Annotated in this window: 27 protein-coding genes and 1 riboswitch; of the genes, 13 read left to right on the top strand and 14 right to left on the bottom strand. The window is 38.1% G+C overall.

Annotation, left to right across the window (positions count from 1 at the left end):
* Positions 1–61: 61 nt before the first annotated feature.
* Both ABD005_RS09200 and ABD005_RS09195 read right to left on the bottom strand, forming a co-directional pair.
* A complete protein-coding gene (locus tag ABD005_RS09200) occupies positions 62–1,486 on the bottom strand; it encodes a cobyrinic acid a,c-diamide synthase CobB (RefSeq protein WP_343817126.1) in 1,425 nt (474 codons plus the stop codon).
* A 19-nt stretch (positions 1,487–1,505) separates the two neighbouring features.
* Complete coding sequence (locus ABD005_RS09195) at positions 1,506–2,114, bottom strand: hypothetical protein (protein ID WP_215978494.1); 609 nt, start codon at positions 2,112–2,114, stop codon at positions 1,506–1,508.
* 177 nt (positions 2,115–2,291) lie between these two features.
* A riboswitch (cobalamin riboswitch) is annotated at positions 2,292–2,489 on the bottom strand.
* A 225-nt stretch (positions 2,490–2,714) separates the two neighbouring features.
* Between ABD005_RS09195 and ABD005_RS09190 the strand changes: the two genes are divergently transcribed.
* The 3 genes from ABD005_RS09190 to ABD005_RS09180 all read left to right on the top strand — a co-directional run bounded on the left by ABD005_RS09190 (position 2,715) and on the right by ABD005_RS09180 (position 5,775).
* Positions 2,715–3,299 carry a histidine phosphatase family protein gene (locus ABD005_RS09190; protein WP_343817123.1) on the top strand — a complete coding sequence of 195 codons (585 nt, stop codon included), beginning with the start codon at positions 2,715–2,717 and terminating at the stop codon, positions 3,297–3,299.
* Positions 3,260–4,471: a cobalamin biosynthesis protein CobD/CbiB gene (locus ABD005_RS09185; protein ID WP_343817121.1), complete on the top strand. Its 1,212-nt coding sequence runs from the start codon at positions 3,260–3,262 to the stop codon at positions 4,469–4,471. Before ABD005_RS09190 ends, ABD005_RS09185 begins: the two co-directional genes overlap by 40 nt.
* A gap of 197 nt (positions 4,472–4,668) precedes the next feature.
* Positions 4,669–5,775, top strand: a complete 1,107-nt coding sequence (locus ABD005_RS09180; protein WP_343817119.1) for a threonine-phosphate decarboxylase — start codon at positions 4,669–4,671, stop codon at positions 5,773–5,775.
* 241 nt (positions 5,776–6,016) lie between these two features.
* Here the strand turns inward: ABD005_RS09180 and ABD005_RS09175 are convergent, their stop codons facing one another.
* The 7 genes from ABD005_RS09175 to ABD005_RS09145 all read right to left on the bottom strand — a co-directional run bounded on the left by ABD005_RS09175 (position 6,017) and on the right by ABD005_RS09145 (position 11,762).
* Positions 6,017–6,535: a DUF2867 domain-containing protein gene (locus tag ABD005_RS09175; RefSeq protein ID WP_343817117.1), complete on the bottom strand. Its 519-nt coding sequence runs from the start codon at positions 6,533–6,535 to the stop codon at positions 6,017–6,019.
* Between the two features lie 75 nt (positions 6,536–6,610).
* Complete coding sequence (locus tag ABD005_RS09170) at positions 6,611–7,288, bottom strand: hypothetical protein (RefSeq protein ID WP_343817115.1); 678 nt, start codon at positions 7,286–7,288, stop codon at positions 6,611–6,613.
* A 65-nt stretch (positions 7,289–7,353) separates the two neighbouring features.
* A complete protein-coding gene (locus ABD005_RS09165; protein ID WP_215979095.1) occupies positions 7,354–7,716 on the bottom strand; it encodes a DoxX family protein in 363 nt (120 codons plus the stop codon).
* Between the two features lie 422 nt (positions 7,717–8,138).
* On the bottom strand, positions 8,139–9,986 hold the full coding sequence (locus ABD005_RS09160; RefSeq protein ID WP_343817112.1) for a TonB-dependent receptor domain-containing protein: 1,848 nt from the start codon (positions 9,984–9,986) through the stop codon (positions 8,139–8,141).
* A gap of 469 nt (positions 9,987–10,455) precedes the next feature.
* Complete coding sequence (locus tag ABD005_RS09155) at positions 10,456–10,734, bottom strand: Rho-binding antiterminator (protein WP_343817110.1); 279 nt, start codon at positions 10,732–10,734, stop codon at positions 10,456–10,458.
* Positions 10,735–10,980: a DUF2024 family protein gene (locus tag ABD005_RS09150; protein ID WP_343817108.1), complete on the bottom strand. Its 246-nt coding sequence runs from the start codon at positions 10,978–10,980 to the stop codon at positions 10,735–10,737.
* A 23-nt stretch (positions 10,981–11,003) separates the two neighbouring features.
* On the bottom strand, positions 11,004–11,762 hold the full coding sequence (locus tag ABD005_RS09145; RefSeq protein WP_343817106.1) for a hypothetical protein: 759 nt from the start codon (positions 11,760–11,762) through the stop codon (positions 11,004–11,006).
* A gap of 121 nt (positions 11,763–11,883) precedes the next feature.
* Between ABD005_RS09145 and ABD005_RS09140 the strand changes: the two genes are divergently transcribed.
* From ABD005_RS09140 to ABD005_RS09100, 9 genes are all read left to right on the top strand, one after another.
* Positions 11,884–12,438, top strand: a complete 555-nt coding sequence (locus ABD005_RS09140) for a MarR family winged helix-turn-helix transcriptional regulator (RefSeq protein ID WP_343817104.1) — start codon at positions 11,884–11,886, stop codon at positions 12,436–12,438.
* Between the two features lie 61 nt (positions 12,439–12,499).
* Positions 12,500–13,453, top strand: coding sequence for a 2-hydroxyacid dehydrogenase (locus ABD005_RS09135; protein WP_343817102.1), 954 nt, complete (start codon positions 12,500–12,502; stop codon positions 13,451–13,453).
* A 184-nt stretch (positions 13,454–13,637) separates the two neighbouring features.
* Complete coding sequence (locus tag ABD005_RS09130; protein WP_343817100.1) at positions 13,638–13,916, top strand: hypothetical protein; 279 nt, start codon at positions 13,638–13,640, stop codon at positions 13,914–13,916.
* A 257-nt stretch (positions 13,917–14,173) separates the two neighbouring features.
* Complete coding sequence (locus ABD005_RS09125) at positions 14,174–14,593, top strand: hypothetical protein (protein ID WP_343817098.1); 420 nt, start codon at positions 14,174–14,176, stop codon at positions 14,591–14,593.
* 328 nt (positions 14,594–14,921) lie between these two features.
* Entirely contained in the window at positions 14,922–16,526 is a 1,605-nt protein-coding gene (locus tag ABD005_RS09120) for an ABC-F family ATPase (protein WP_215979101.1), read from the top strand.
* A gap of 449 nt (positions 16,527–16,975) precedes the next feature.
* Positions 16,976–17,335, top strand: a complete 360-nt coding sequence (locus ABD005_RS09115) for a MerR family transcriptional regulator (protein ID WP_343817094.1) — start codon at positions 16,976–16,978, stop codon at positions 17,333–17,335.
* Positions 17,336–17,381: 46 nt separating this feature from the next.
* The gene (locus tag ABD005_RS09110) at positions 17,382–17,954 is read left to right on the top strand and encodes an NAD(P)H-dependent oxidoreductase (RefSeq protein WP_343817092.1); all 573 of its coding nucleotides are present in this window, start codon (positions 17,382–17,384) and stop codon (positions 17,952–17,954) included.
* A 513-nt stretch (positions 17,955–18,467) separates the two neighbouring features.
* Entirely contained in the window at positions 18,468–19,409 is a 942-nt protein-coding gene (locus ABD005_RS09105; protein ID WP_343817090.1) for a sugar kinase, read from the top strand.
* Positions 19,410–19,594: 185 nt separating this feature from the next.
* Complete coding sequence (locus tag ABD005_RS09100) at positions 19,595–20,122, top strand: hypothetical protein (RefSeq protein ID WP_343817088.1); 528 nt, start codon at positions 19,595–19,597, stop codon at positions 20,120–20,122.
* 116 nt (positions 20,123–20,238) lie between these two features.
* On the opposite strand, the gene ABD005_RS09095 is transcribed toward ABD005_RS09100, so the two are convergent.
* Positions 20,239–21,249 carry a zinc-binding alcohol dehydrogenase family protein gene (locus ABD005_RS09095; protein ID WP_343817086.1) on the bottom strand — a complete coding sequence of 337 codons (1,011 nt, stop codon included), beginning with the start codon at positions 21,247–21,249 and terminating at the stop codon, positions 20,239–20,241.
* 289 nt (positions 21,250–21,538) lie between these two features.
* Between ABD005_RS09095 and ABD005_RS09090 the strand changes: the two genes are divergently transcribed.
* Positions 21,539–23,368, top strand: coding sequence for an SLC13 family permease (locus ABD005_RS09090; protein WP_343817085.1), 1,830 nt, complete (start codon positions 21,539–21,541; stop codon positions 23,366–23,368).
* Between the two features lie 139 nt (positions 23,369–23,507).
* On the opposite strand, the gene ABD005_RS09085 is transcribed toward ABD005_RS09090, so the two are convergent.
* The 4 genes from ABD005_RS09085 to ABD005_RS09070 all read right to left on the bottom strand — a co-directional run bounded on the left by ABD005_RS09085 (position 23,508) and on the right by ABD005_RS09070 (position 25,977).
* A complete protein-coding gene (locus ABD005_RS09085) occupies positions 23,508–24,431 on the bottom strand; it encodes a hypothetical protein (protein ID WP_343817084.1) in 924 nt (307 codons plus the stop codon).
* Between the two features lie 109 nt (positions 24,432–24,540).
* Entirely contained in the window at positions 24,541–25,188 is a 648-nt protein-coding gene (locus ABD005_RS09080; protein WP_215979118.1) for a hypothetical protein, read from the bottom strand.
* Between the two features lie 56 nt (positions 25,189–25,244).
* The gene (locus ABD005_RS09075; RefSeq protein ID WP_343817081.1) at positions 25,245–25,706 is read right to left on the bottom strand and encodes a hypothetical protein; all 462 of its coding nucleotides are present in this window, start codon (positions 25,704–25,706) and stop codon (positions 25,245–25,247) included.
* Between the two features lie 10 nt (positions 25,707–25,716).
* Positions 25,717–25,977 carry a DnaJ domain-containing protein gene (locus tag ABD005_RS09070; RefSeq protein ID WP_215981083.1) on the bottom strand — a complete coding sequence of 87 codons (261 nt, stop codon included), beginning with the start codon at positions 25,975–25,977 and terminating at the stop codon, positions 25,717–25,719.
* Between the last annotated feature and the right edge of the window lie 106 nt (positions 25,978–26,083).

Raw genomic sequence — 26,083 nt, 5'->3', positions numbered from 1 at the left:
ATAGTTTGTCAGCCCATTAATGGTAAATGGGTCATTAGTTATGACTATTTAGCTATCTTATTTATTTAGATAAAACTCGTTTTTTATCAAACATCTTTAAAGCAATTTCGGCATTACTTGGTAAATACCAATGCATATAGGAAGCAATAATATTATTGTGCTGATAGACCGACTCAACTAAACGCTCGGTTGGGTGATGCTTACTAACGCTAACAGCTTTTAATGCAATATCGGCTGTTGAGTAGTGAAAGCTATGACCTCGGATTACCGTGTTTGCAATACCTTTAAATAAAGGAACTTCAACCGATTGTGAGCCAATTGCAGCAAGCTTTTGCTGCATTTTTGCTTTACCAGGTAGTAAACCAACCATAGTAAAGTTGTTATCATTTAAATCGACTAGCTCTTCAAGTAAGTAGAGCATACCACCACATTCAGCAACAATAGGTTTTTGTGCGTTTGAAAATTCACGCACTTCGGCAATAAAACTGGTATTACTGAGTAACTCATCGGCATAAAGCTCAGGATAGCCGCCGGGAATGTACAGCACATCACCAGCAGGTAAGTGCGCATCGTTTAGGGCTGAGCAATAAACAATATCTGCGCCTGCTTGTTCAAGAAAAGCAATGTTGGCCGCGTAAATAAAGCTAAAAGCTTTATCTTTAATAATGATAATACGCGTACCTGAAAGTGCTGTTGAGAATGCGGCTGAAAACTCTGTGCTATGTTGCTCAGCTGCTTGCTGCTTTGTTACTGGGAAAAACTCTACCGCTGTTGGTAAATCAACTAAATCGGTTTGTGCAATATGGCTGGCTGCTTTATCAAGTTGAGTGTCAATATCGGCTAATTCTTGCGCTTGAACTAAACCTAAGTGGCGCTCAGGCAAAGTAATTTCAGCATCTTTCGCAATGCGCCCAAAAAAGCGGAATTCCTCAGGTAAACAACTTTGCAAAATTTCAACATGACGCGGTGTATTTACGCGATTGGCTATTACCCCTGCAAAGGGTAAATCAGCACGAAGCTTTGCCAGCCCAAAAGTTACCGCAGCAAAGGTTTGCGCCATCGCCGATGCATCAATAACCCCTAAAACAGGAATGGAAAAATATTGTGCTAAGTCAGCGCTACTTGGCGTACCGTCAAATAAGCCCATCACCCCTTCAATCAAAATAAGATCTGAGTCAAGTGCTGCACGGTGTAATAACGCTTGGCAACCTTGCTCGCCAACTAGCCATAAATCGAGTTGGTAGACCAGCTCGCCACTTGCTTGGCGTAATATCATTGGATCAATAAAGTCAGGTCCGACTTTAAAAACACTAACTTTACGTCCTTGATTACGGTGATAACGTGCAAGTGCTGCCGTTATTGTGGTTTTACCTGAGCCAGAAGAAGGAGCAGAAACAATAAGTGCTGGACACACAGTGCCAGATCCAGCGGTGTTTTTCATTTTATGCTGAAAAGGTAAGTTTTCAGGAGATGTTGAGTTAGTCATTATTTAGCTTATTTTAGTGTTATAGGTGTTCAGATGGCTGCGTGGCAGCGCTCGTTTTATGACTAAAAAATTGACTAATAACATAATCAATTGCTATGGCTGAAGCGACATAGAAAATAGGTCTACTGATAGAGCTCACAAAATACTTATCAACACGGGCGGTATATTCTGCCCATGAAAGTGGATAAAAGTGACCTGATAAAGCATAGTAACTGCCATTTGAAATGAAAAAGGCAATCGCGCTTGCGGTAAATAAAGCAATTGAAATTTTGGCAATATTAAAAAGTGCCGATTGCTGATTCCAACTGGCTTTAGCATAAAATCCAATAGCAAACATGGCGGCATAACTAAAGGCTAAGGCAGGGTAGGAAGCAGTTAAACAATCACCAAATGAGCCACGCATATAAGACGAGCTTAAATCAATCACGATAGATAAAATATAGAAATACCAAAAGCTTTTTATACTGCGTAAATACATACCCGCGAGAAAGAAAACCGCAGTAGAAGCACTTGGTAAGTCATTAAATACAGTAAAATGGTTACCACGAGTGGCGAGCATTAAAAACGTTAACAGGGCAACAATGCTGGCGAGTATACTAATAGGGTATTTTTGAGTGGTTGATTTCATAACAGTTCCATTAAATAAATTAACGGCAGAGGAAATCAAAGAGAGTAAATAGCAGCAGCTAGCTTATTTAAGCCTTTTAGGCTACATAAGTAACATTTTTAGCAAGTTAAACCTTTACGCAGCGGCGGGTACTTACTTAGTCTATTTTTTACTATGCTCTGAATCACCGCCCACCGCAGTTGTCGAGTAAAATAGGCCGGTCTCCGGACTCCTGTTCATCGCATTGCAACACCTTCCCATACGTCATCAGCTTTTCGCTTATGGTTCATACAGTGGTTTTTGTTGCTGCTCACAGTTACCGTTGCGGGGGCAGTACTGGTATTTCACCAGTTTCACGTTTCATCTTTATTGGCTGACTTTTTTACAATGGGTAATTGCTGATAAGTCAGTTAATAGCTTAATAACTCATTCTAAAATGAAGTGTAAAATCAAAGCTAATCCTAAGACACCTAAATCACGGCAAATGGTACGCAATGCAGCACCTAAATACAATAAACAATGCTCGTTTGGGTATAACTAATTGCAATATCTCAGATTTGCATTGAAGCCATAGAGTGATTTGGTTATGCTGCGCGTCGCTTTTATGAGGTAGTTGATATAATGCAAACAGTTTTTTATTTAGCTCGTCACGGTGAAACAAAGTGGAATAAAGGTCATCGCTTTCAAGGCCAACTTGATAGTGAGTTAACTGAGCTAGGAAAAAAACAATCAAGCAATCTCGCTGAGCAAATAAAAGCTTATAACATTGACGCTATTATTAGTTCGCCCTTAGGTCGAGCCGTAGCGACGGCAAATTTATGTCAACAATTATTGCAGGTTGAAGTAAGTACTGAAAAGCTATTAATGGAGCGCGATTTAGGCGCATGGCAGGGGCAGTATTTATCTGATATTGCTCATCAAGCGCATTTTGAGGAAATATTACATGGCTTTACTTGCCGAGTACCGGTGGATGGCGAAAGTGCTGTGGCATGTGGTGACCGAATATATCAGGGGCTTTGTACTATTGCTGTGGCGCGTATGAATACTCAATTACTGGTTATTTTTCATGGTGAAGCATTACGCTGTTTGCTGTCTACACTAGGGCAACGTCTTAACGGTAATGCTTATGAGTTGTTTAAAAATGCCAGCGTTATCAAGTTAGTATATTGTCATCATCAGCAGCGGTTATTTCTGCCGTCAACTTAGGTTATTACGAGGAGTTTTTAGTGTCATTATTAAATGAAATAGTTTTACCTGATGCTTACTCTTTAATTGTTGGTTGTTCAGTAAGTATTACCTTATTACTGGCGTTGATATTTGATGCCTGCTTTGGTGAGGCGAAAAAATACCATTACCTCGTTGGCTTTGGTTATATTGCTCAATGGTTAGAGCAACGACTTAATCCTGATTTTATAGCAAAGCCAATCAAGCCAATCAAACCAATTAAATCAAACAATGACGACTCCGATGTTTTTGCTGAAGAAGATCTTGCCCTTACCTCGAATAGTTCTTTTAGTGCTTCGTCTAGTAAAGTGGCGACTGGTACTAATCAAGAGCCAAAATTTTCAATAAAGTCTGCACTATTAGGTGGCTGTGCTTGGTTGCTTATGGTTTTACCTATTCCACTGTTTTATTGGTTTTTTCTAAATGACTTTATTTGGTATTGGCAACTATTGCTTGATGCGGTTGTGCTGTATTTAGCGATAGGCTTACACAGCCTACACCAGCATGCGATGCAAGTTTACCAGCCGCTAAAAAATAATAACTTAGTACAAGCACGACATTTTACCGGTTATTTAGTTAGTAGAGATACTACAGCGTTATCGCCGCAAGCGATGTCGCGCGCAACGGTTGAGTCAATGTTAGAAAATGGTCATGACTCGGTAATCGCATCACTTTTTTATTATGTTATCGGCGGCGCTCCATTAGTGATATTACATCGTTTTGCTAATACCTTAGATGCCATGTGGGGTTATAAAAGTGCCCGATTTTTCTCCTTTGGTTATGTTAGTGCTCGTCTTGATGATTTATTAGGGTTTGCTTCTGCGAAAGTTTGCACTTTGCTCTATGCAATACAAGGTAGTATTTATGGTCGCTTTAAGTGCAGTGTGAGTAATGCTTTTAAGCAAGGTAATCAATATAAAAGCCATAATGGTGGTTGGGTGATGGCTGCAGGCGCTACTGTAATGAACGTGCTTTTAGGTGGTAGTGCTAGTTATCATGGCAAAACTATCAGCAGCGTATCCTTAGGTGTGGGAGAGCAGGTGAGCCTTGACGATATTATGCGTAGTGTTAAGCTCGTTAAAGTGGCTGCGCTGTTGTTGTTATTGAGCGTTTTTAGTGGGCAATTAGTGGCTATGTTATTGATATCACATTAAAAGAGAAGTAATGCTAATAGCAATACCTATTACCTGTACCAACACCTGTACTAATACCTGTACTAATAACACTAGCAGCAATAAAGGCAGAAGGCGTTAATTCACGATATTACTTTTAGTTAACACTAGTGTAGTACTGAGCTAATACTAAGTTAACTTTGAACTCGTTTTGAACTCATTTTTCAGTAAAAATCATTATGACTCTTATCCATGGCGGACAATTACATCAGGTAGCCGCACAATATAAAATTCCTGTTAATAATTGGTTAGACTTATCAACAGGCATTGCACCGCTAAGCTATGCTATCCCTGATATTCCGCTAGCGTTGTGGCAACAACTACCACAAAAAAACGCCGATTTACTTGCCGCGGCGCAAGGGTATTATCAATGCTCTCAGCCATTATTAGTAACTAACGGTAGTCAGTCTATTATTAAAGCATTACCTCTGTTATGGGCGCAGAAAAACAGCCAAGTAATTGGGAAACTTGCTAGTAGGGTTTATGTACCAGAGCGAGGTTATAAAGAGCACGGTCAAGCATGGCAAGATGCGGGACACTTGTTGTGCTTTTATCAAGATGAATTACCTGAAATTACAGAGCTTACCCCTTACTGTGTGTTGGTAGTCATTAACCCTAATAATCCAACGGGTAAGCTTTTTAGCAGAGAAACACTACAAGCATACCAGCAAGCGATAGCGCGATTACATGGTTTGTTAGTGATTGATGAAGCGTTTATGGACGTTATTGAAAAGCCTAATTCAATGGGCGGTTTAGTTACTCATTCACACACTTTAGTATTGCGCTCATTTGGTAAGTTTTTTGGTTTAGCAGGTATTCGCCTTGGTTTTTTAATTGCTAATGATGAATGGCGTAAAGTGTTTTCAAACTACTTAGGACCATGGCAAGTGAATGGTCCAGCGCAGTTTATTGCGCAAGTGGCGTTACTAGATACCGATTGGCAAGCAGAGCAAAAACAAACACTCTCTACATTAAAAGCAACACAAGTGGCGCTTTTACAGCGATGTTGGGGGGATGACCTTATTGCCACTATGCATGGTTGTAATTTATTTATTACGGTTACTTTTCATGTTGAAAATGTTGATTTGAAGCAGGGGAAGAGTCACTTTATCGCCCAGCAGCTTTATCACTTGTTATGCTTGCAAGGGGTTTATGTCCGTTTAGCTGACGAAAACGATACCTTGCGCTTTGGTATCGCCTTAACTAAAGATTTACCTAAACTTGAGCAAGCACTGCTTAACGCTAAAAATCAGCTAGTTGCACTAACTAACCTGAGCTCGGCTTAACAAATGTTTCTCTAGCAGCTACTTTTCCTAACTTCTTCGTTAAATTTACTTGCAATAGGCCAGCTATTGACGCGAAATTTGCCTTGCTTATCATATGAAAAGAAGAAAAACTATCAAGCTAGAGGTTTATAAAAGTAATTTTTGCTGATATTTCAATTTGTTAAATATCTCTTAAACCGAGTTCAGGTTAACTACTAAGTGCTAATTTTTATTCAGCTGTACTTTTTATTAGGCATTAGAGCTAGCTATCAGAACTTTCGGCTCGTTTAATCGCCGACGGTACAATTAATTTATGCATCGGCGCTACGAAAAACATATACAATTTTCCCATAAAATTATGTACATGAACTACGGTTGAAATGGAAACTAAATGAGCTTTTTCTCTGTGGGTATACAGCGAAATCTTTACATCTAGATGTTTATCCGAGTCGATTAATATGGCTTCACTATCACTTAAAAAAAGCAAAGTGAATATTCCCACTTTATCGCCCACTTTATATTCACTAATTAACTTTTTAGTATCTATGTCACCTAAGTGACCAATATTTTTCAAGCCAAATATTGAGACAACCTTATTGCGAGTTGCCATTAAAAAGGTAACCCAAGCAGGTGTTTTACTTGCATGGTCTAACCAAACTTGCAAAGCAACTCTATCTCCTTTGTTTGAACAAAAAGCGTATGAGTCAGCATAGTAAGCACCTTTTAGGCTTTTGAATATCTCACTATGAATTGGGACATTTACCTTGTTAATTGTAAACACAATAATTGAATACTCCGTTAATTTTTGAAGCCCTAATAAGAACTATCAATGGTGATATAAAATTGCGGTGAACAACTACAACCGAGCTGTTTTGTTCGTTTGAGTCATTTGTGCTTTCTTTTCGGATAGTAAATATAGCCCCAACCCAATAAACCAAACAATTTGTGATACACCAAATATTTCCGTAAAAGTATCGTTAGGATAAATAGTGGCAATACCTGCCATACCGACAAAACACCCAAGAAAATTGATAAAACGAGGCAAGCAATTGCCTTTCATAGCTGCAATGCTAACTAATAAAACCCATAGACCACCAACAACCTCATTTCCTCCGCCTAAACTTTCAGTAATGACTGAAATGGTTGTCCATAGCTCGAGAGCTTTCTCCGGGCTTTTATTCGCTAGCTCAATCGCATGAGCAAGCCCAATATTTGAAAGCATACCACTGGCAATGACAAGCCCAACCCAAATAACACCAAATAACGACCCAATGAATATTGTTGGGGTATTTGTGTGCTTAATTCTTTCATGTAAGCCAACAACCAGTAGGGCGAGAAAAACGCCAAATACTACATACATTAATAAACAGACTAATGAAAATGTAAGTTGTACTTCTGCGAGGTAAGTCATTTTTTCTACTGGGCTACCATTTATGGGGTAGGTGAAAAATGTCCCAAAGTATATAAAAGCTATTATATATATTAGTCCTTCAGCAATAGCGGCAACTCCGGCTAATTTTTGTAGGTGTGTCATTTGATAAAGCTCCATTTTTTAATGCTAACGCTTTTTTGTTATTCTTTGCCGTTTCTAAAGTTAGGCTATTGGTTACGTTGCCTAATTATAAATTGTTTAATCTCCTCTCTACCAGACCAAGCACGCCAAAATGCTGTAAGCATTATCAGAGAAGCTACTGTTAGCATTAGCCACTCTTTGTGAACAAAATGCGTCCCAATAGCGCCGAGCATGAACCCGCCCAAGCATAGTGCAGAGAGTGATGATAGCCTTGTAATTAGTAGCCCTAATGCGCCAAAAACTTCAATTATACCCGTTAAGTACATAAACTCGATTGGGTAACCCCAACGTACAAATGCTTCAATCTCGAATGGTAGCGATAATAATTTCGCACCACCTGAAGCAAAAAATATTAGTGCAAGAATATAGCTCGATATACGTGCGACCATTTATAGCCCTATCACCTTATTATGGATAATTTTCTGTAATGATTACCCCATAAAATTAATTCATCATAACTTAATATTTCATAAATTAAATGAATTAGAAAGGCTAAAACCTTAGAGAGTATTGATAATTGGATGATTTTTAAATAAATCAGTAATATCTAACTTAGAAAGTGATGATTAAGTTTATATTTTTCATGTGGTTAATCTACTACCCTAAGTTTTTTGTGTTAATGCTTATAGGGACTTACCTGTGAACATTAGGCTTTTCTATTTAACTACTAAGAATGGCTGTTTTGACGTCGTGTCCCGTCCTAAATATGTAAACACATTTCAGGACGAGATACAGCCATTAAAAAAGCCAAAAGGCATAGTACCTTTTGGCTTTTTCATTGTTATTTTACCGAGTAAAGTTACCTAGCTCCTTAAAAGTTCTGGTAGGTAACTCCTAAGTAAAAGGCTTGCTCTTGGGTATTATAGCCATTAGCTGTTTGGTATTCTTCGTCAAATAAGTTAGTAACGCGCGCGTTCAGTTTTAATTCCGGCATAATTGCGTAATTAAAACCTAAGTTAACGACTTGGTAAGCATCTAACTTAACATCGCCGCGATCGGTTCGTTTACCAACATATTGGTATTCAGCGTAAATATCTGCGTTAGCAATAGACGTTGAAAATTTATAGCTGGCTTTGTTTTTTGCGCGTCGAATAAGTTGTTTATGGGTTTTTTGATCTTCAGCGTCAGTATATGAAGCATTAAAATCGTGATTGCCGCCAAAACCTAAATAACTCGCGACAAATTCAGCGCCGCTAATTTCTACTTCTTCAAAGTTTTCTGGGCCTGCGCTTGTCCATGCAATTAAGTCGTCAACGTCAGTATGATAAAAGTGAATACTGGTATCTACTGTTGCTAGTGTTGTTTCAAAAAATAATTCAATACTGTCTGAATATTCAGACCTTAATTCTGGATTACCGCTATAAGGGTAATATAGATCATTGAATGTTGGCGCTTTAAAACCCGTACCATAATTAAGTACTACACGGCTGTTTGTGCTGAAATTATAACCTGCACCTAAGTTGTAACTTACTTCAGAGTCTACTTCTTCTACATCGTCGTAACGCAGTGTTGCTTCATATGAGAAGTTATTATTGGTTAATAAACCGTGGGCGAACATACCGGTTGTATCTCGCTTAGTTTGCTCATAGCTGGTTTCGCTTCCCGATACATCATCTTGGTAATGATCAATACCCACGTTTAATTGTACATCTTCAGAAAATTGGCTGTGATTCACTAATGAAAACTGGTTACGTCGAGTCTCAAAGCTGCCTTTTAATACGCCATCTTTTAAGCTGTCAGCGGCATCTTCATTTTGCCCGACCATAGCAACGGTGTTATTTATAACATTGCCAATGTTAGTTTCGTAGTTTGCACGTACTAACCAAGCGTAGTTGTTTACATCTGATTGGTTTTGATAACCGCCGTCGTATTCCGTTTCACCTTGATCTGCGGTAAATAGCCAATCGAGAGTTAAGTTAGTATTTACATTTTGCTGGCCGCGCACTGCAATTGAGGTGAACTCGTAACCATCGTCATCGGTTTCAGTATTATCTTGAACATCAAAACCATCACTTTCTTCATGATTAACGGTAATACTAGTTTGGCCGTCGCCATGAGCAATACCTACGCCTGCTTGGTATTTACGGTAGTTATCGCTACCAATACTTGCACCAGCAAAAAAGTCGCCACCATCAAGTTTACGGGTAAATATTTGAATAACGCCACCAATGGCATCACTGCCCCATAATGCGGCGCGTGGGCCTTGAACAATTTCAATGCGTTCTATAAGTGCAGGTGAAAGTGTATTGAGGTTAGTGCCACCTGATGTTGCTGAGCTAATACGTACGCCATCAATCAATACTAATGTGTGATCTGAGCTAGTACCGCGCATAAATACGCTAGCACTTTGGCCTTTGCCACCATTTGATGCAATATCAATACTCGGTACGGTAGAAAGTAAATCTATAACGGATACTGGGTTGATGCGCTCAATAGCTTGACGGTCAATCACAATTTGACTAGTTAACGCATCATTAATATTTAATGCTGAGCGAGTAGCCGTTACGGTAATCACTTCAATATTTTCTTCTAATACATCGTTAGTTACTGCATTATTCTCGTTGGCATAAGCCGATACCATAAAAGTACTAGAAACAGCGGCGGTAATGGCTAACGATAAAAAAGATTTAGTTGGGGTATTTTTGTGCTTATTATTCATAGGACCTCGTGAATGATGCCCTCCGCATCATGGTGGTTGCCGTGACAGGCACGGTGTAGTTAAGTTGGCTTGAGTGATCGGACTGACACAAGTTAATGTGATTACCGTTGCGGGGGCAGTGAAGAATTCTCATCTTCTTCCCTCAAACTAACTATAGTAAGTGACTTTTATTTAATGTTTTGGGTAAATAAAGCCACTGAAAGTATTTGGAATTATGATTTTCATGGCGGCCGTAAAGTCCGTTTATAACCATCAAAGCTGCTTATCAGTATTGATGAAAATGGTGACCTGAGAAAATTCAGCGCGTATTCTAGCGCATTTAAACTGAGAAATCATAATAATAGCGTTTTACTTGGATGGGCTGTTGTTAATATGTTAGTTAATGTCGCCCTTAATACCTCATTGAACTTAGTGAGCAACAATCAAAATAATTGTACTGTCGGTATTGCTAGGTTATTGAAAAGTTATGTCAGGAAATGCTATTAGTTAATACCTCAAGTTGCCTTACTTCACTTAGTAAAATTAGCTGGGTTTGCGTGTTGTGATTCATGGCTAGATATTCTTGTTCTTCAATCACGTTAATGACTGTTGCTATACCATAGTAAATGTTATTGCTTTTGGTCGTAACCTTTATGGGGCTACGACGCATGCAAATAATTTTAAAATAGTTATGAGCGTCACAACTTATATTCTTTTTTATCGTGTTACTCCCCTCTATTATTGAACCTTTGCAAAGGTATACACTCATTTATAAGCGAAGAATACTGTGCCCATGGAGGACAATATTTTCTTGTACTTCAGGGGGAGCCATTTCACTATGGCAAAAATTACAACGACTTTGTTCAATGTTGTTTGTGCTTACCCCTAAACTATCAAGGTAGCGCTTAGCGTACTGTGCAACGTGGTTGACATTGTCATCATCTACCAAAACATCAAAATGGATATATTGACCCGTGGTGGTATGTACATGAGTATCGTAAACATGAATTTTCATTTTTTGCTCCTAAAAATAAAGAATTATTGGCTTTTTCCGGGTAAGCTTAAATCACCCGAGGCAACATCAAATACATTACTAACGCATAACAGCGGTGCATGTACTTGTTGGTTTATTCTTAAACCCGCAGTAACCCCGTCAAACGAAAAGCTTTCTGGAAAACCTAATGCCGATAATGGTACTCGCACTAATACCTCTGATTGTTGTAAGGTGAAGTCAAAACCTGGACTGTCAATAAATAGCGGTAAGTTAGGCCAAGTAGCAGGTAGTTTTGGCGAGCTGCCTTTTGCAATGTCTTTCACTTTTAAAGCACCGTCACCACAAGCATTATCAGGCACTAATACTACCCAGTGGCTATGCCAATTGTCTCCATCATTGGTTTTATTACCATCGCCATCTTCATCATATAAAGGTGTGTCATCAAAGTCAGGATGCACAGTTAACGCTAAAGCTAAAATCCCCTGATCTGCTTCAAAACCTACTGCCGAGCTATTGAGTGATGTTGGCCAGACGTAACTGTATACCTGTGCCCCAGCAAGTTGACCATTTTTTGTTGGCTTTTTATTGCCTGCTTCTCCGGTAACTGCTTGCTGAAACAGTAAATGGCTACCTTGGGTTACAATTTTGGTATGCACAATATCAAACTCAGTAGCAATAGTTGTTGATGCCGGTGCTTGGATGTGTCCGTGATGCTTGTTATGGGCATAGCTAAAAGGTGTTAGTAATACAGTACTTAAAATTGTACTTAATGTTGTTAGCTTTATTCGGTGTGAAGTGTTCATGATTAATCCTTTAGTTTGTTTAAAATAGTTTAATAAATATGGTTTCGCATCGAAACTATATTTATTAAAGCATGGTAAAACTTAACTTGTCAAACATGTTTTGACTCGATACTATAAATAAATGAATGATGAACTATTTAATATAATTGAACGTTTAGCTAATTTATTACGCCAAGAAACGAGACTCGAAGGGCAAAGCTTAGGGCTACAGCCTATACAGCAAGAAGCTTTGTATTATTTATCAACGTGTAACCGCTATTCTGATACCACATTAGCGGTTACTGAGTTTTTAGGGTTAACTAAAGGCACAGTTTCACAATCGTTAAAAATTTTAGAGAGCAAAGCTTTAATTAGTAAGGTAAAAGATGAAAATGATAAGCGTATTACCCACTTAAAGGTGACCCAAATAGGTCGCGATTTTTTGATGAAAACTTGTCCGCCGCAGAAATTTACGGATGCAATATCTGGCTTATCACCAGACGATCAATGTGATACCAAAGCATTACTGCGAAAAGTATTGAGTAATTACCAAAAATCAACAGGGCGAGTTGCTTTTGGTGTTTGTCGACGTTGTCAATATAACCAGCAAATAGGTGACGGAATATTATGTGGCTTAACCAAAGAGAAGTTGACTAACCATGATGTCACCTTAATTTGTCGAGAGTTTTTAGCTTAAAAGTTGGGGTGTGTTGTTAGCCTTTTAAGTTATATCAAGTGAACCTACTAAAGAGGATTTAATGACTAAACCAATAGTTTTTGCTTCGCAATTAGACCAACAACAGCAAACCTTATGGTTAACGCATTTGCAACGGCACTTACCTGACGAAAAAATAGTGCTGATAGAGCAGTTAACCGATGAGCAGGTAGAGAATGTTGATATTGCTATTGTAGCTAATCCGAAAGCGACTGAGTTAATACGTTTAGCGCAGTTGCCTAACCTTGCTTGGGTACAAAGCCTGTGGGCTGGCGTTGAAAAGTTAGCTACAGAATCAAGCTTACAAACTATACCTATAGTGCGTTTAGTGGATGACACACTAGCAAAAATTATGGCAGAAGCGGTGTTAGCTTGGACGCTGTATTTACATCGCAATATGCCTGAGTATTTACAACAGCAAGCCAAAAAACAGTGGTTGCAACTTCCTTATAAAGCGCCAACCGAGCAACGTATTACGGTTTTAGGAACAGGGGAGTTAGGCATGGCAGCTATAAATAGCCTAGTGCGCGCTAATTTTACCGTGAGTGCTTGGAGTAGAAAGCCTAAGTCAATTGCCAACATCAAACATTTTACGGATCAAGAAGGCTTACAGGCGGTATTGCCGCAAACTGATATTTTAATTAGCTTGCTCCCCTTAACCTCACAAACAGCAAACTTATTAAGTAACAACACGCTAAGCTTATTACCGCAAGGTGCAAAGTTAATTAACTTTTCTCGAGGCGGCATAGTTAATAGCGATGATTTACTCGCGTTATTAAATAACGGTCATTTAACACACGCAGTATTAGATGTGTTTGCTGTTGAGCCGCTACCTGCTAATAGCTTATTGTGGAGTCATGAAAAAATAACAATTTTACCGCACATTTCTGCGCCAACTCAAATGGCTAGTGCCGCGCTAGTTGTTGCAAATAATATTAAGCAATATCGACTAGAGGGCATTATACCGACAGCGGTCGATAAAACATGTGGTTATTAGTCAACTGAGTTAATAGAAAATTGAGTTAATATAGAAAATTGAGTTAAATTAATACAACCCTTTATAAGTTACTGAAAGTATGTGATATTAAGTCACCTATTTAAATCGTTTGGTTTTAGTCAATGGGGGGACAACGCAAGCCCCATGTAGCCTGAGCCTATAGCAGTAACGGATAAAAAATATCATGGAATTTAGACAAGCAAAAAAAACCAAACCACTTTTGGGAATAAGCTCATTTATTATTGTGCTCGGCTTTCCGTTATTAAGCATGTTATATAATCAAACAGAGCTTGGCTTTTTAGAAGTGTTTGAGTGGGGAACCATATTCGGTTGGTTTTGTATTGGTACAGGCTTAGCTATCGCCAGTTTATTGAAAGAAAAATCGCAAGGCTTTTATATACTCTTACCTATAATTACTCTTGCTCTGTCGGTGATATTAATGACTTTTCAATTAGACGCTTAAAACATCACATTAATGCTCGAATACTCTAAATCTAACCCAATCTATTTCAATCCAATCTAATAAAGATAGAAAAGATAGAAAAGATAGAAAACACAGATACGAGATTACGAGCATGAAAATGCTATGAAATATAGCAATAAACAAGTATTTAGCAGCAAAGTGCCCGCAAGTAGCTTAGCCCAAACAGCTATCTCAACGCAAAGTAGCTAAAATCAAGGCAGTTAACAGTAAGGTAATTAAAAAGAGAGAGGGTTGTAATGCTTGGTAAAAAATTTTTTATACTGGCAGGTGCGTTAAGCGCTATGGCCGCTTTATTACACCTTGCTTGTATTTATTTTGGTGCGCCTTGGTATCGTTTTTTAGGGGCGGGCGAGCAAATGGCGCTAATGGCTGAACAAGGGAGTATAGAGCCAACAATAATCACCAGCTTCATTGCTATTGTACTGACTATTTGGTCACTTTATGCTTTTTCAGCGGCAGGCATTATTCGCCGTTTAGTGTTGTTGCGCGTTGTATTAATGTTTATTACTGCCGTTTACTTGCTCCGTGGTGTTGCTGGTTTTTTCTTCATGAGTAGTCCTATGGGGCGTAGTGCTGAATTTTGGCTTTACAGCTCGCTTATTTGCCTTAGCGTTGGACTTGTTCATTTAGCCGCGCTACTAAAAAGCAAGCCGTAAGCTTAATCAATAGTACAGTTAAAGCCGCCAAGGTTAATCCTTTTGGCGGCTTTTTATTTGAACAAAGCAAGTATTTAGTTGTATTACTCGCAAGGTGTATCACTCATACTTTGCTGAAAAAAACGTCAAAAAAGTAAAGATTAGATGGGGTCGAACACGATATTGCTGTATAATGCGCGACTTTAATTCTGCTGGTCTAATAATAATAACGGTTATAACCGCTTTATTGGGCTGTCACCATCAACGCGTATCAGTTAATCATGAGTGATTTTAGACACTTATAGTAGGTTAACTTAACGCTGCTCGTTAGCAAAAATAGGAACTTCCTTTGATCTCTACATCGAACATTACAATGCAATTTGGCGCAGAGCCGTTATTTGAAAACATCTCAGCTAAATTTGGCAATGGTAACCGCTACGGTTTAATTGGCGCTAATGGTTGTGGAAAATCAACATTTATGAAGATCCTTAGCGGCGATTTAGCACCATCATCAGGTAATGTTTCAGTCACACCCGGCAATAAAGTGAGCACCTTAGGTCAAGACCAATTTGCTTTTGAAGAACATAGCGTTATTGATACCGTGATTATGGGTGATATGGCGCTTTGGCAAGTAAAGCAAGAGCGTGATGCTATATATGCACAAGCTGAAATGAGCGAAGCTGACGGTATGCGCGCTGGTGACTTAGAAAGCCAATTTGCTGAAATGGATGGTTACACTGCTGAATCTCGCGCTGGTGAAATACTACTCGAGGCAGGTATTGAAGAGTCGTTTCATTTTGGCTCAATGCAACAAGTTGCCCCAGGTTGGAAATTACGTGTGCTATTAGCGCAAGCGTTATTTGCTAATCCAGATATTTTATTACTCGATGAGCCTACCAACAACTTAGACATTCATACCATTAGTTGGTTAGAAACCGAGTTAAATAAACGCAAATGCACCATGATAATTATTTCTCATGATAGACACTTCTTAAACTCTGTTTGTACGCATATGGCTGATATTGATTACGGTGAATTACGTATTTACCCAGGTAATTATGAGTTTTTCTTAGCGCAATCGGCTTTATTACGTGAGCAATTATTGTCGGGCAATGAGAAAAAGTCGGCTGAAATTGCTGAGCTACAAGACTTTGTAAACCGTTTTGGTGCTAATGCCTCAAAAGCGAAACAAGCCAGTTCTCGTGCTAAAAAAATGGATAAAATTAAGCTTGATGATGTTAAATCTTCAAGTCGTATTACCCCTAAAATTGCTTTCGCTCCGGGTAAAAAAATGCACAGACAAGCGCTAGAGCTTGAAAACTTAGGTCACGGCTTTGATGGTGAAGTGCTTTTTGAAAAAGGTGACTTATTATTAGAAGCAGGTGCTAAGCTTGCTATTATTGGTGAAAACGGCGTGGGTAAAACTACCTTTTTACGTTGTTTAATGAATGAGTTAACGCAAAATACAGGTATAGTTAAATGGTCTGAAAATGCCTCAGTCGGCTACTGTCCGCAAGACAGCGGGTCATTTTTTGATAATGACTTAACCTTGATGGACTGGATGTCACAATGGCGTAGACCGTGTCATAACGACTTAAGTGTGCGTGGCATGTTAGGTCGTTTATTATTTACTGACGACGATGCCAATAAAAAAGCCCGTAACTGCTCGGGTGGTGAAAAGAACCGCTTATTATTTGGTATGTTAATGATGGCTGATATTAACGTATTAATTATGGATGAACCGACTAACCATATGGATATTGAAGCCATTGATGCGCTTAATAACGCTCTTAAGGACTTTGAAGGCACACTAATTTTTGTCAGTCATGACCGTGAGTTTGTATCAAGCTTAGCCACACGTATTATTGATATTAAAGATAAAAAGCTAGTTGATTTCCAAGGTACTTTAGATGAATACCTTGATAGTCAAATGCAAGCACAAAAACGAGCATAGTTAGTGGCGGAAAGTTAAGCCAGCACTAGTACTAGCACTAAACTTTATCTGATTGTCTTTATATGGTGATATTTATTGATATAGAGACTTTTAGCGTGAGATAAATTGTTATAGTAAGTTGTTATTATAATCCTCAATGAATAAGCTGTTTTGCATATTTATTGGGGATTTTTTTGTCACTATTTTTTTGCCGTAATTACTTATGATTTTTAACGTCAGCAATCACCACGTAATGATCTTAAGCTAAATTAAGCGATGAACTAGGCGATGAACTAGGCGTTATTATTTGTGATGATTTATTGTTAGCGCTTCAGTGTTAGCGCTTTGATATTATTATCGTTACTCGTGTTTTAAGTGCCACTTCTAAATGATTTTTTAATATTAGGGGCAGTTATTAAATTTTTAACCCGAGTGCAAGTTTATTCGTATTTAATGAAAAGGGATATTTTATGTTTATTGGTGAAGCTTCAAAGCTCTCTGGCGCTACACAAAGAGCGATAAGACTTTATGAGTCAATAAAGCTTTTGAAGGTCGCAAGATCAGGGAGCTATCGGGTTTATAGCAAAGAAAACGTTGAAACAATTAAAGTGATTAAAGAGGCGCAAAGCTTAGGAGTGACTCTTGCTGAGCTATTGACCTTACTTAATGAGCAACAAGATTTTGACTGGTATTTAATGCGAGATTTTTTAAATGAAAAATATCGTATGGCAGAAGAAGAAATCGCACGTTTAGAAAAACAAAAAAGCCATATTAGACTTTGTCAAAGCTCAATTGACCAATGCTTAAAAGCGCTTGACTCTGACCTATAGGACAGAGTTTACACTGCCTTTTTTATGAAACAAGGTGGTTAAACCAATGAAAAAAATACTCGTCATCAATGCTAACCCTAAATCTATAAGTTTTTGTAAATCGATAGCAGAGCGCTATGCTAAAACAGCAGGGAGCAAGCATGCGTTAAAACAAATTGACCTCAATGCGATGAACTTCGAAATAAATTTGCAAGAAGGATACGATAAGGAGCTCGCGTTAGAGCCTGACTTAGTTGCTTTTCAAGAAATGTTACTTTGGGCTGAGCATATCGTAATTATTAGCCCTGTTTGGTGGGGGAGTATGCCTGCAAAGTTTAAAGGAGTTATTGACAGAACGTTTTTACCTGATTTTGCTTTTAAATATCAGGCAGGAAAATCAATCCCTGAAAAGTTATTAAAAGGGCGTACATCAGAGCTCATTATTACGTTAGACACGCCAACCTTTTGGTATAAGTATGTTCAAGGCAATCCAATATACAAAAACTTAAAACGTACTATTTTGGACTTTTCAGGGATCAAAAACACCTCGGCAACTTATTTTGGCCCAGTGATCAGCGCGAGTGAACAAGTTCGTAAAACTTGGTTAACTAAAGTAGAAAAAATGGCTAATAACCTATAGCGCTAGTATTGTTATTTCATTGAGTTTATTTTACCTGAACCCGGTTTAAAAGATATTTAAAAAATTGAAATATCAGTAAAAATTATTTTTCTTAATCGCTATCTTGATAGTTTTTATTTTTTCATATGATAAGCAGGAAAATTTCGCGTCAATAGCTGGCCTATTGCAAGTGAATTTAACGAAGAAGTTAGGAAAAGTAGCGGCTAGAGAAACATTTGTTAAGCCGAACTCTGGTTATTTAGTATAAAGTTTCATTATTAAACCTCTTAAACCTCTTAAACCTATTAACCCGAGTAGGTTATTATCGTGTAAGTTAAGCTCGAAAGTAGCGACTTTGTCATGTAGTATTCTGTATCAAAAGGCGGTAACGTATTAAAATATCGAATAAATTACCAGCTCAAACCTTCTACTTAAAATAATTAGGTTAATGACAACTTGTCATAAGTACCACGCTTTTTATTGAAAAATAAATCGCGTTATATCAACTGTGTTTAGGATTAATAGGTTTTATCAATGAAAAATGTTTTTTTATTCGGTGAGTGCATGATTGAATTAATGTCAATTTCGCAGGAAAAAACGCGAAATATCATGAGTCAATCATTTGCTGGCGATGTTTTTAATACCGCCGTTTATTTAAAGCGAACATTTTCAGATATTAATACGCATTTAGTTACCGCGGTAGGTACAGACCCATTTAGTTTAGCGATGATTAGCTATTTTGAGAGTGAAGATATTGGCTCGAGTTTAGTCTTTAAATCAGCAAATAAAATTGCCGGTTTATACTCAATTCAACTCGATGCTCAAGGTGAACGTAGTTTTACGTACTGGCGAGAAAACTCAGCTGCTCGTCAAATTATGGAGCATATTGATGATGAAGCGATTAATTACCTCGCTAAAGGTGATATGTTTTTCTTTTCTGGTATTTCTTTAGCAGTTATTAAACCTGAGGCGAGAGCAGAATTTTGGCTACTTATTGACAGGTTAAGACTTGCTGGCGTACAAATAGTGTTTGATCCTAATTATCGTCCACGCTTATGGAGTAGTCCCCAAGAAGCGCAACAACAGTTTGAGTTAGCGTTAAGTAAATCAGACTTATCATTGCCTGGGGTTGATGACTTCGAGCAATTGTTTGGTATGACATCCATTGAAGAAGTGAGTGATTACTGTAAACCTTTTGCTATTAATGAGCTCATTATAAAAAATGGTGCGCAAACTATTTTAACGATAGTTGATGGAGATGTAGCTGAGTTTGTAATTACGCCAATAGAAAACGTGGTTGATACTACCTCTGCAGGGGATTCATTTAACGGCGTTTACCTTGGCGCGCGTATACAAGGTTACTCTGTTAAAGGCGCCATCGCTTTAGCCTCTCAAGCTGCGGGGTTTGTTATTCAACATAAGGGAGCGATTGTTGACAAACAAGCGTATCAAGCGTTTATTGGGGCATTAACTTAGCTTAACAATACTGGTCGATAAACGTTACTTGAGAAGTCATAGCTGATAAGTGGCAGCGTTGAACTAGTTAATGAGCTTTTATTATACCTATAATATAATATAAGATAACTTTGATACGGTTGACGTTAAGGCTAGAGATTATGAAAGATGGAGTCCATATAAGCCCCCTAATCATAAGGACATTTATGAAACATATTTTATTAACCCTTAGTATATTGATGCTAAGCGCTTGTGGCGGAAGCAGTGGTGGAAGCGACTCAGGTGATGGTGAGTTAATCGCTGATGAAGGGCTTTTTACTATACAAAATGTCAGGTTTGATGCAAAAGACTATTATGAGGGAGAGCAGGTTACTGTTACCGAAGGTACTAGTTTTGAAGTTCAATGGGTATCACCGACTTCGGCATCTTACAAAATAGACTTATATTTATCGGTTAATGATCAAGGGCATACTGACAACAATAAAGTAGTAGAGCTTAGATGTGGTAGCGCGTCTTTCTCACTTTGTCCCAATGCCACAGGTGAAGTTCAATGTGAAATTAATAACAATGAGTTATCTTGCTCTATTGACGATGACTTTCTAGGTAGTGAGGCTTTTCAGGAAAAAGATTTATCAAGTTTACAGTTTATTTTAAAAGGTTGTGATGCCCTTAGTCATTGTGATGTAAAAACTTTTAATTTGTCGGTACAAAAGGCGACCTCGAGTTCGCAATAACTTAACCTGAGCTTTTTTCGAAAGTTATATTTATATCTTGAGTCGAGTGAGTCGAAATGAGAATAACTCATAACTCACTCGAGCACAGGTTAGCTTATCTTATAACGAGCCTTTAATTAAAACCCTTCTAAAACCAGTTTGCCACGCGACTGTTGCGATTCTAAAATTTGGTGCGCTTTAATGATATTTTCAGGGCTTATTTTTCCTAAGTGTTGTCCTAGGGTAGTTTGTAAAACACCTTCATCAATCAATGCACTAATTTCATTTAAAAGTCGATGTTGGGCTATCATATCGTCGGTTTGAAACAGAGAGCGGGTAAACATTAACTCCCAATGAATTGAAATGCTTTTACGTTTAAAAAGTAAAATATCAAAGTGTTTAGGGTCGTCTATTAGTGCGTATTTACCTTGCGGTTTGATGATCTGCGCTACTTCTTCTAAGTAGTCATCAGAATTAGTTAAACTGATCACATAATCAAATTCAGCCAGTTGTTCATCACTAACTTGCTTGCTCAGCGAAGCACTATGATCAAGAACTTTATCAACCCCTAAGTCTTTTAACCACTTAACACTTTCTGCTCTTGAGGCGGTGCCAACTACGGTTAATGCGGTAAGTTGTTTGGCTAATTGCACTAAAATAGAGCCTACACCACCGGCCGCGCCAATAATGAGTAGTGATTTGTTTTCTTCTTCTGCACCTTGTTTAATATCAAGGCGATCAAACAGTAATTCCCATGCGGTAATTGAGGTTAACGGTAATGCTGCCGCTTGTGCGTCTGATAAGGTTTTAGGCGCGTGACCCACAATACGTTCGTCTACTAATTGATATTGTGCATTACTGCCATCTCGGGTTAAGTCACCAGCATAAAACACGCGATCGCCTACATTAAATAAGCTAACCTCTTCGCCAACAGATTTTACGGTGCCAACACCGTCCCAACCTAAAATTTTAAAGTCATTTGTCGGCAACGCAGACTTTCTGACTTTGGTATCAACAGGGTTAACTGAAATAGCACTAACTTCAATTAATAAGTCATGCCCAGAAGCGGTTGGAGTAGGGAGCTCAATAGCGACTAAAGCATCGTTATTAAGAACTTCTGAAGGCTGTTTGTAACCAATTGCTTTCATCTTTATCTCACTTTTAATAAAAGTACATCGGTAGAGCATAAGCCATGCTAAACGAAAAAACTAACTAAAAAACTATATTAACTCGCTTGCGTAACGTTATTATACGGTTTGAATAAAAGTAACTAAGCACATTTAATAAAATGTATTACTCTGTTAACTTAACCATTAATAGATTATTTAATCGCTTCTTTACTAAACTGTTATTTATTAAAGCATTGTTTATTAGATTATTGTTTATTAAATTATTGTTTATTAAATGATTGCTTACTGAATTTTAATTGAGATTGCCGTGAATATACCTGACATTCCTAATAACCATGCTTTGGCTATGCTATTAATCACTGTTATTGCATTGTACTTTTTCCGCCGCGATGACATTCCACTTGAAACGTCGTCTTTATCAGTGCTGGTTTTACTGTGTTTAGTTTTCACAATATTCCCTTTTGAAGTGAATGCTCAGATGTTAGAGCCATCGTCACTGTTTTTTGGTTTTGGCCATGAGGCGTTGGTGACTGTTTGTGCTTTAATGATTATTGGTCACGCTTTAGTTCGAACGGGCGCTTTAGTGCCCGTGGGACGAAATTTAGCAAAACTGTGGAAAATTAGTCCTGCACTCTCATTACTCATAACTTTAATTATTGCTGGAACGCTAAGTGCCTTTGTTAACAATACGCCGATTGTCGTTTTGTTATTACCTATTTTGGCAAACGTGGCCTTAAGAACCAAAACCGACACCTCACCCATGTTATTGCCTATGGGGCTCGCGACGTTAGTTGGCGGTATGACAACCACTATTGGTACTTCGACTAACTTACTGGTTGTTAGTGTTGCGAGTGATATGGGCTTACCACGCATTGGCATGTTTGATTTTAGTTTACCTGCGGTGATTGCAGCGACGGTTGCTATTGCCTATTTATGGATTGTTGCACCTAAGTTATTACCTAAGCGCTCGCCGTCACTTGCTGATACTTCACCACGATTATTTAGCGCTTATTTAAATATTAATGAAGACAGTATTTCAAATGGTAAAACAGTGGCAGAAGTACTGAAACTCACTGATGATCAAATGACAATTCAGTCAATTCAACGCAGCCCTCATTATCGTAATGTAAGACCTTTTCCTGATACTGTTTTACGTGAAGGCGATCGCTTACATGTAAAAGATTACCCTGATCAACTGAAAGAATTTGAGTCGGTAATACAGGCAACTATGTTCTCAGGTGCTCATAAAGTAGATGAAAACCATCCACTTAATGCCGAAAAACAAATGCTGGCAGAAATAGTTGTAATTCAAGCATCAGGTTTAGTGGGTCGTACATTAAGAGATGTACAATTTGCTAAGCGTTATGGTATTTCAGTCGTGGCGCTGCACCGAGATGGTAAAGCGATGGAGATAGGGCGTAGTAGTATTGGTAATATGATTATTCACACCGGTGATGTTTTACTAGTACAGGGTGAAGCAGAGCAAATTGATGAATTAAAAGAAAATCGCGGCTTTTTAATTATTGATGGCGCGGCTGATTTACCTTACTCGAAAAAAGCGCCAATTGCCCTTGGCGTACTCTTTGGTGTAGTAACGGTTGCCGCACTGGGTATTTTACCAATAGCGATCAGCTCTATTTGCGGTATTGTGGTGTTATTAGCAACTAAGTGCTTAAGCTGGGAAGATATTTCATCAGCGCTAAGTAGTCAGGTTATTCTTATTGTGGTGGCTTCACTTGCTTTAGGCTCCGCGATGATGCAAACCGGGGGCGCAGAATATATTGCCCAAATGTTTGTCGCTTTAGCCTTTGATTTACCGCCTGCGGGAATTCTATCAGCCTTAATGTTAATGCTAGCGGTATTAACCAATATAGTCTCAAACAATGCCGCGGCGGTTATTGGTACGCCCATTGCCATTTCAGTGGCAACACAATTAAATGTACCCGTTGAACCTTTTATTTTAGCGGTATTATTTGGCGCTAACTTAAGTTATGCAACGCCTATGGCTTATAAAACCAATATTTTGGTTATGAATGCCGGTGGTTATCAGTTTTCTGACTTTGTCCGCGTTGGTTTACCGCTGGTAATATTAATGTGGATAACGTTGTCATGCTTATTAACGTGGTTGTATTTATAGCACCAGAGTTTTTTGAGGCTTATTTATAAAAGCCAGCGACGTTTGATTTATTTGCACAAAAAAAGCTAACGCTTGAGGTAACAGATTAAATATATGTTACAGAGCGTTAGCTTTATAATGTTAGTTATGAGCTTAACAATTATTCAGAATTTGGTTTTAAATAGGCAATATCGTCATCAATATCATCAATACCAAAGTCATAACCACCATCAAAGTCATCATGTAATTCATTAGTTACATTCACTGATAACTCTAATACTTCGGGCAAATAAATCGCGACTGTTTTAGGTGAGGCGATTACTTTTTTAAGCTCTGAAAATTCAAATAATGTCACTTCTTCAAGGTACATTTTTGCAGTTAACGGTAAGCTACTAATGAGCGTTTTAGTACAGCTGCTTAATTGCGCTGCTATTTGCTCTGCCGGCGTTGTACTTAAATAAGTGACTAATTGGTTATACAGGTCACTATTAAAAACATTACGGTCAGAATTTATGAGTAATAAACCTAGCGCAGAGTTTAAAAACTTTTGTAGCTCAAAGAGTAAAACGTCTTCATCATGCTCAGGTATTACTGTGTTAGCGCTATACTTAGCGGATACTTGCTTATGTACTTCTAATAGCTTAATGCTTTTATAGGCATTTTTTACCAGCGTAGTATGCTTTAACATAATGTCAGCGGTATCATTGACACCCAACGCATAAGTACTGATAGGTATCTCTTTAAAATACTCAGGGGCGATGCTTTTCAGCTCAGCGTATTTTGCCCAGCCGGCACGAAAACAAAAGACAATGCCTTGATTTTTAATAATTTCAATGGCTTTGTCAGAGTCGTTGTTACACTGGCTTAACAAACCTAAATTGATCATACCTAACACAATTTCACAGGCTTTTTTAATTTGGTCTGCGTAAATTATAGATAAGTAGTCTGAAGCAATACGTAGCGACATATCAGAGAGTTGTTGTTGAGTTTTATGCATAAACTCTGCTGAGAAATCACCATTTGTAACACCGTCTTTCAATACTAAAAGTATAAAAGGGTTTTGCCTTAACTCTGCTATTTTCATTTACTGTCCTATAGTAATGCAGGTTGTTAATTTATACATAATAACCTGCAATTAGCGCCTTATTCGTTGATTTATCGGTAAAACCTAGTAATTAACCTAAGCATTTTACCTACAGCGGCGCAAACATGTCATCGGTGTCCATCTCTACAGAGGTAACACGTTGCTTGTTGGCATTTTGTTTTAAAATGGCTTCAATGTTAGCTAAAGTACCATTACTGCTTACCGTTAATACTTCACGGTAGGCTTCTTCATCAAGGTTTTTTATTTTTAATAACAGCTCTTCAATACTGCCTGAAAGCTGTTCTTCGTCGTATTCCATTTCAGAGAAATCATGACCAATAAAAGGTAGTGATAAATAGAGTAAACCAAAATCATCTTCAACAATGGCTTTGAGTAACTCACGTTGCTTTTCGTCATCTTCATAAGATAAGAATATTTGCGATAGTAAGCTGTGTGCTTCTGTTTGCGCACAAAATACACTGTCTTCATCCATATTTTGCCAATAAGATGGTTCAACATTTAATAGTTGTTTAATTGACTCAGCGTCCATAAGCCAAGTAGCAATGGAAGGAATAGTGGCATCGTGCTCACGAATAATTTTAGCAACGGTTAAAATATCCATTTCAGACAACACAGCAAGCATGGTTTCATCGCCTTGCTCCGCAGCTATCGCTTCTAATGAGGTACCTGCGCGTCTACCGCTGTGTTGAGCGTCTTCAATAATATCTGAAGCAAGAATTAGTGCATTTTTAGTCAATTGATATTCCTCAAATGGTATTGTTTTTACTATTAATTTTAGCTTTAGCTTTGTTATTAGTATTGTTCGTCATAATCGTCACTATAAGTGTCGTATTCACTCTCGTCTTCATCTTTTAATGATGCTAATGGTGTCGCATCATAACTATTATAAAAGTGATTTAGCAATACGGCCGTTTTTAGTGCTTGCTCAGAGTGATTCATTAATTCAGTGATTGTTGCTCTGGCATTAGCGTGTACACCCACGAAAGGCTTAACATCAGACCAATTAGGCTCTTGATTTAAGTCTAATTTTGCCAGCTCTTTTGAGTTAATGCGAATACTCGGATTAATTGCCATGGCTAATTGGTCAATTAGGCCGGTAAATATTGAGCTATCTTGGCTGAGTTGACTCGCGAGTACTTTTAAGTAATTACTTAGTAGATCAGGGTTTTCAGGATCAGTTAACGATTCCATGTTTTCTAAATAAAGAAAAAAATCTTCACTGAGGTAGTCGGGAATTGTGGTTTCATTTTGCATGGTGTAATTCCTACAATAGGGCATTATGCCAAAAGGAATCAGATATTTCTCTTGGGTCGGTAATAACAGTGTAGTTGCTCTTAATGTAAAGTGAGCGCTTTTTAGGATCCGAAATAACGTCGTAAGCTTTTTGAATTAATTGAAATTTTTCTTTTGCTTCAACACTGTCATTTCTATCAGGGTGGTATTTGTTTGCCAACTTGCGGTAGGCTTTTTTTATTTCGACGGTCGTTGATGTTCTGGTAACACCTAACAATTCAAAATGATCCATAGAAGGTAAGTACTCATTATATGGGGAAGTTAATAGAAGCTAATATAGCTTATTTACACAATCGCGTTATTTTACCTTTGCTTAGTGCTTTTGAACATCATTATCT

Source organism: Colwellia asteriadis (assembly GCF_039523295.1).
Classification (GTDB): domain Bacteria; phylum Pseudomonadota; class Gammaproteobacteria; order Enterobacterales; family Alteromonadaceae; genus Colwellia; species Colwellia asteriadis.
Note: the sequence above shows the minus strand (reverse complement) of the source record. Positions and strands in the feature narration are given on the sequence as shown.

What these genes read in the sequence shown, in the direction of transcription:
- ABD005_RS09150 (WP_343817108.1), bottom strand. Translation starts at nt 10,980, where the DNA reads ATGAAAATTCATGTTTACGATACTCATGTACATACCACCACGGGTCAA.
- ABD005_RS09115 (WP_343817094.1), top strand. Translation starts at nt 16,976, where the DNA reads ATGTTTATTGGTGAAGCTTCAAAGCTCTCTGGCGCTACACAAAGAGCG.
- ABD005_RS09160 (WP_343817112.1), bottom strand. Translation starts at nt 9,986, where the DNA reads ATGAATAATAAGCACAAAAATACCCCAACTAAATCTTTTTTATCGTTA.
- ABD005_RS09165 (WP_215979095.1), bottom strand. Translation starts at nt 7,716, where the DNA reads ATGGTCGCACGTATATCGAGCTATATTCTTGCACTAATATTTTTTGCT.
- ABD005_RS09135 (WP_343817102.1), top strand. Translation starts at nt 12,500, where the DNA reads ATGACTAAACCAATAGTTTTTGCTTCGCAATTAGACCAACAACAGCAA.
- ABD005_RS09155 (WP_343817110.1), bottom strand. Translation starts at nt 10,734, where the DNA reads ATGAGTGTATACCTTTGCAAAGGTTCAATAATAGAGGGGAGTAACACG.
- ABD005_RS09100 (WP_343817088.1), top strand. Translation starts at nt 19,595, where the DNA reads ATGAAACATATTTTATTAACCCTTAGTATATTGATGCTAAGCGCTTGT.
- ABD005_RS09180 (WP_343817119.1), top strand. Translation starts at nt 4,669, where the DNA reads ATGACTCTTATCCATGGCGGACAATTACATCAGGTAGCCGCACAATAT.
- ABD005_RS09140 (WP_343817104.1), top strand. Translation starts at nt 11,884, where the DNA reads ATGAATGATGAACTATTTAATATAATTGAACGTTTAGCTAATTTATTA.
- ABD005_RS09145 (WP_343817106.1), bottom strand. Translation starts at nt 11,762, where the DNA reads ATGAACACTTCACACCGAATAAAGCTAACAACATTAAGTACAATTTTA.
- ABD005_RS09075 (WP_343817081.1), bottom strand. Translation starts at nt 25,706, where the DNA reads ATGCAAAATGAAACCACAATTCCCGACTACCTCAGTGAAGATTTTTTT.
- ABD005_RS09085 (WP_343817084.1), bottom strand. Translation starts at nt 24,431, where the DNA reads ATGAAAATAGCAGAGTTAAGGCAAAACCCTTTTATACTTTTAGTATTG.
- ABD005_RS09200 (WP_343817126.1), bottom strand. Translation starts at nt 1,486, where the DNA reads ATGACTAACTCAACATCTCCTGAAAACTTACCTTTTCAGCATAAAATG.
- ABD005_RS09070 (WP_215981083.1), bottom strand. Translation starts at nt 25,977, where the DNA reads ATGGATCATTTTGAATTGTTAGGTGTTACCAGAACATCAACGACCGTC.
- ABD005_RS09170 (WP_343817115.1), bottom strand. Translation starts at nt 7,288, where the DNA reads ATGACACACCTACAAAAATTAGCCGGAGTTGCCGCTATTGCTGAAGGA.
- ABD005_RS09105 (WP_343817090.1), top strand. Translation starts at nt 18,468, where the DNA reads ATGAAAAATGTTTTTTTATTCGGTGAGTGCATGATTGAATTAATGTCA.
- ABD005_RS09125 (WP_343817098.1), top strand. Translation starts at nt 14,174, where the DNA reads ATGCTTGGTAAAAAATTTTTTATACTGGCAGGTGCGTTAAGCGCTATG.
- ABD005_RS09190 (WP_343817123.1), top strand. Translation starts at nt 2,715, where the DNA reads ATGCAAACAGTTTTTTATTTAGCTCGTCACGGTGAAACAAAGTGGAAT.
- ABD005_RS09095 (WP_343817086.1), bottom strand. Translation starts at nt 21,249, where the DNA reads ATGAAAGCAATTGGTTACAAACAGCCTTCAGAAGTTCTTAATAACGAT.
- ABD005_RS09110 (WP_343817092.1), top strand. Translation starts at nt 17,382, where the DNA reads ATGAAAAAAATACTCGTCATCAATGCTAACCCTAAATCTATAAGTTTT.
- ABD005_RS09195 (WP_215978494.1), bottom strand. Translation starts at nt 2,114, where the DNA reads ATGAAATCAACCACTCAAAAATACCCTATTAGTATACTCGCCAGCATT.
- ABD005_RS09130 (WP_343817100.1), top strand. Translation starts at nt 13,638, where the DNA reads ATGGAATTTAGACAAGCAAAAAAAACCAAACCACTTTTGGGAATAAGC.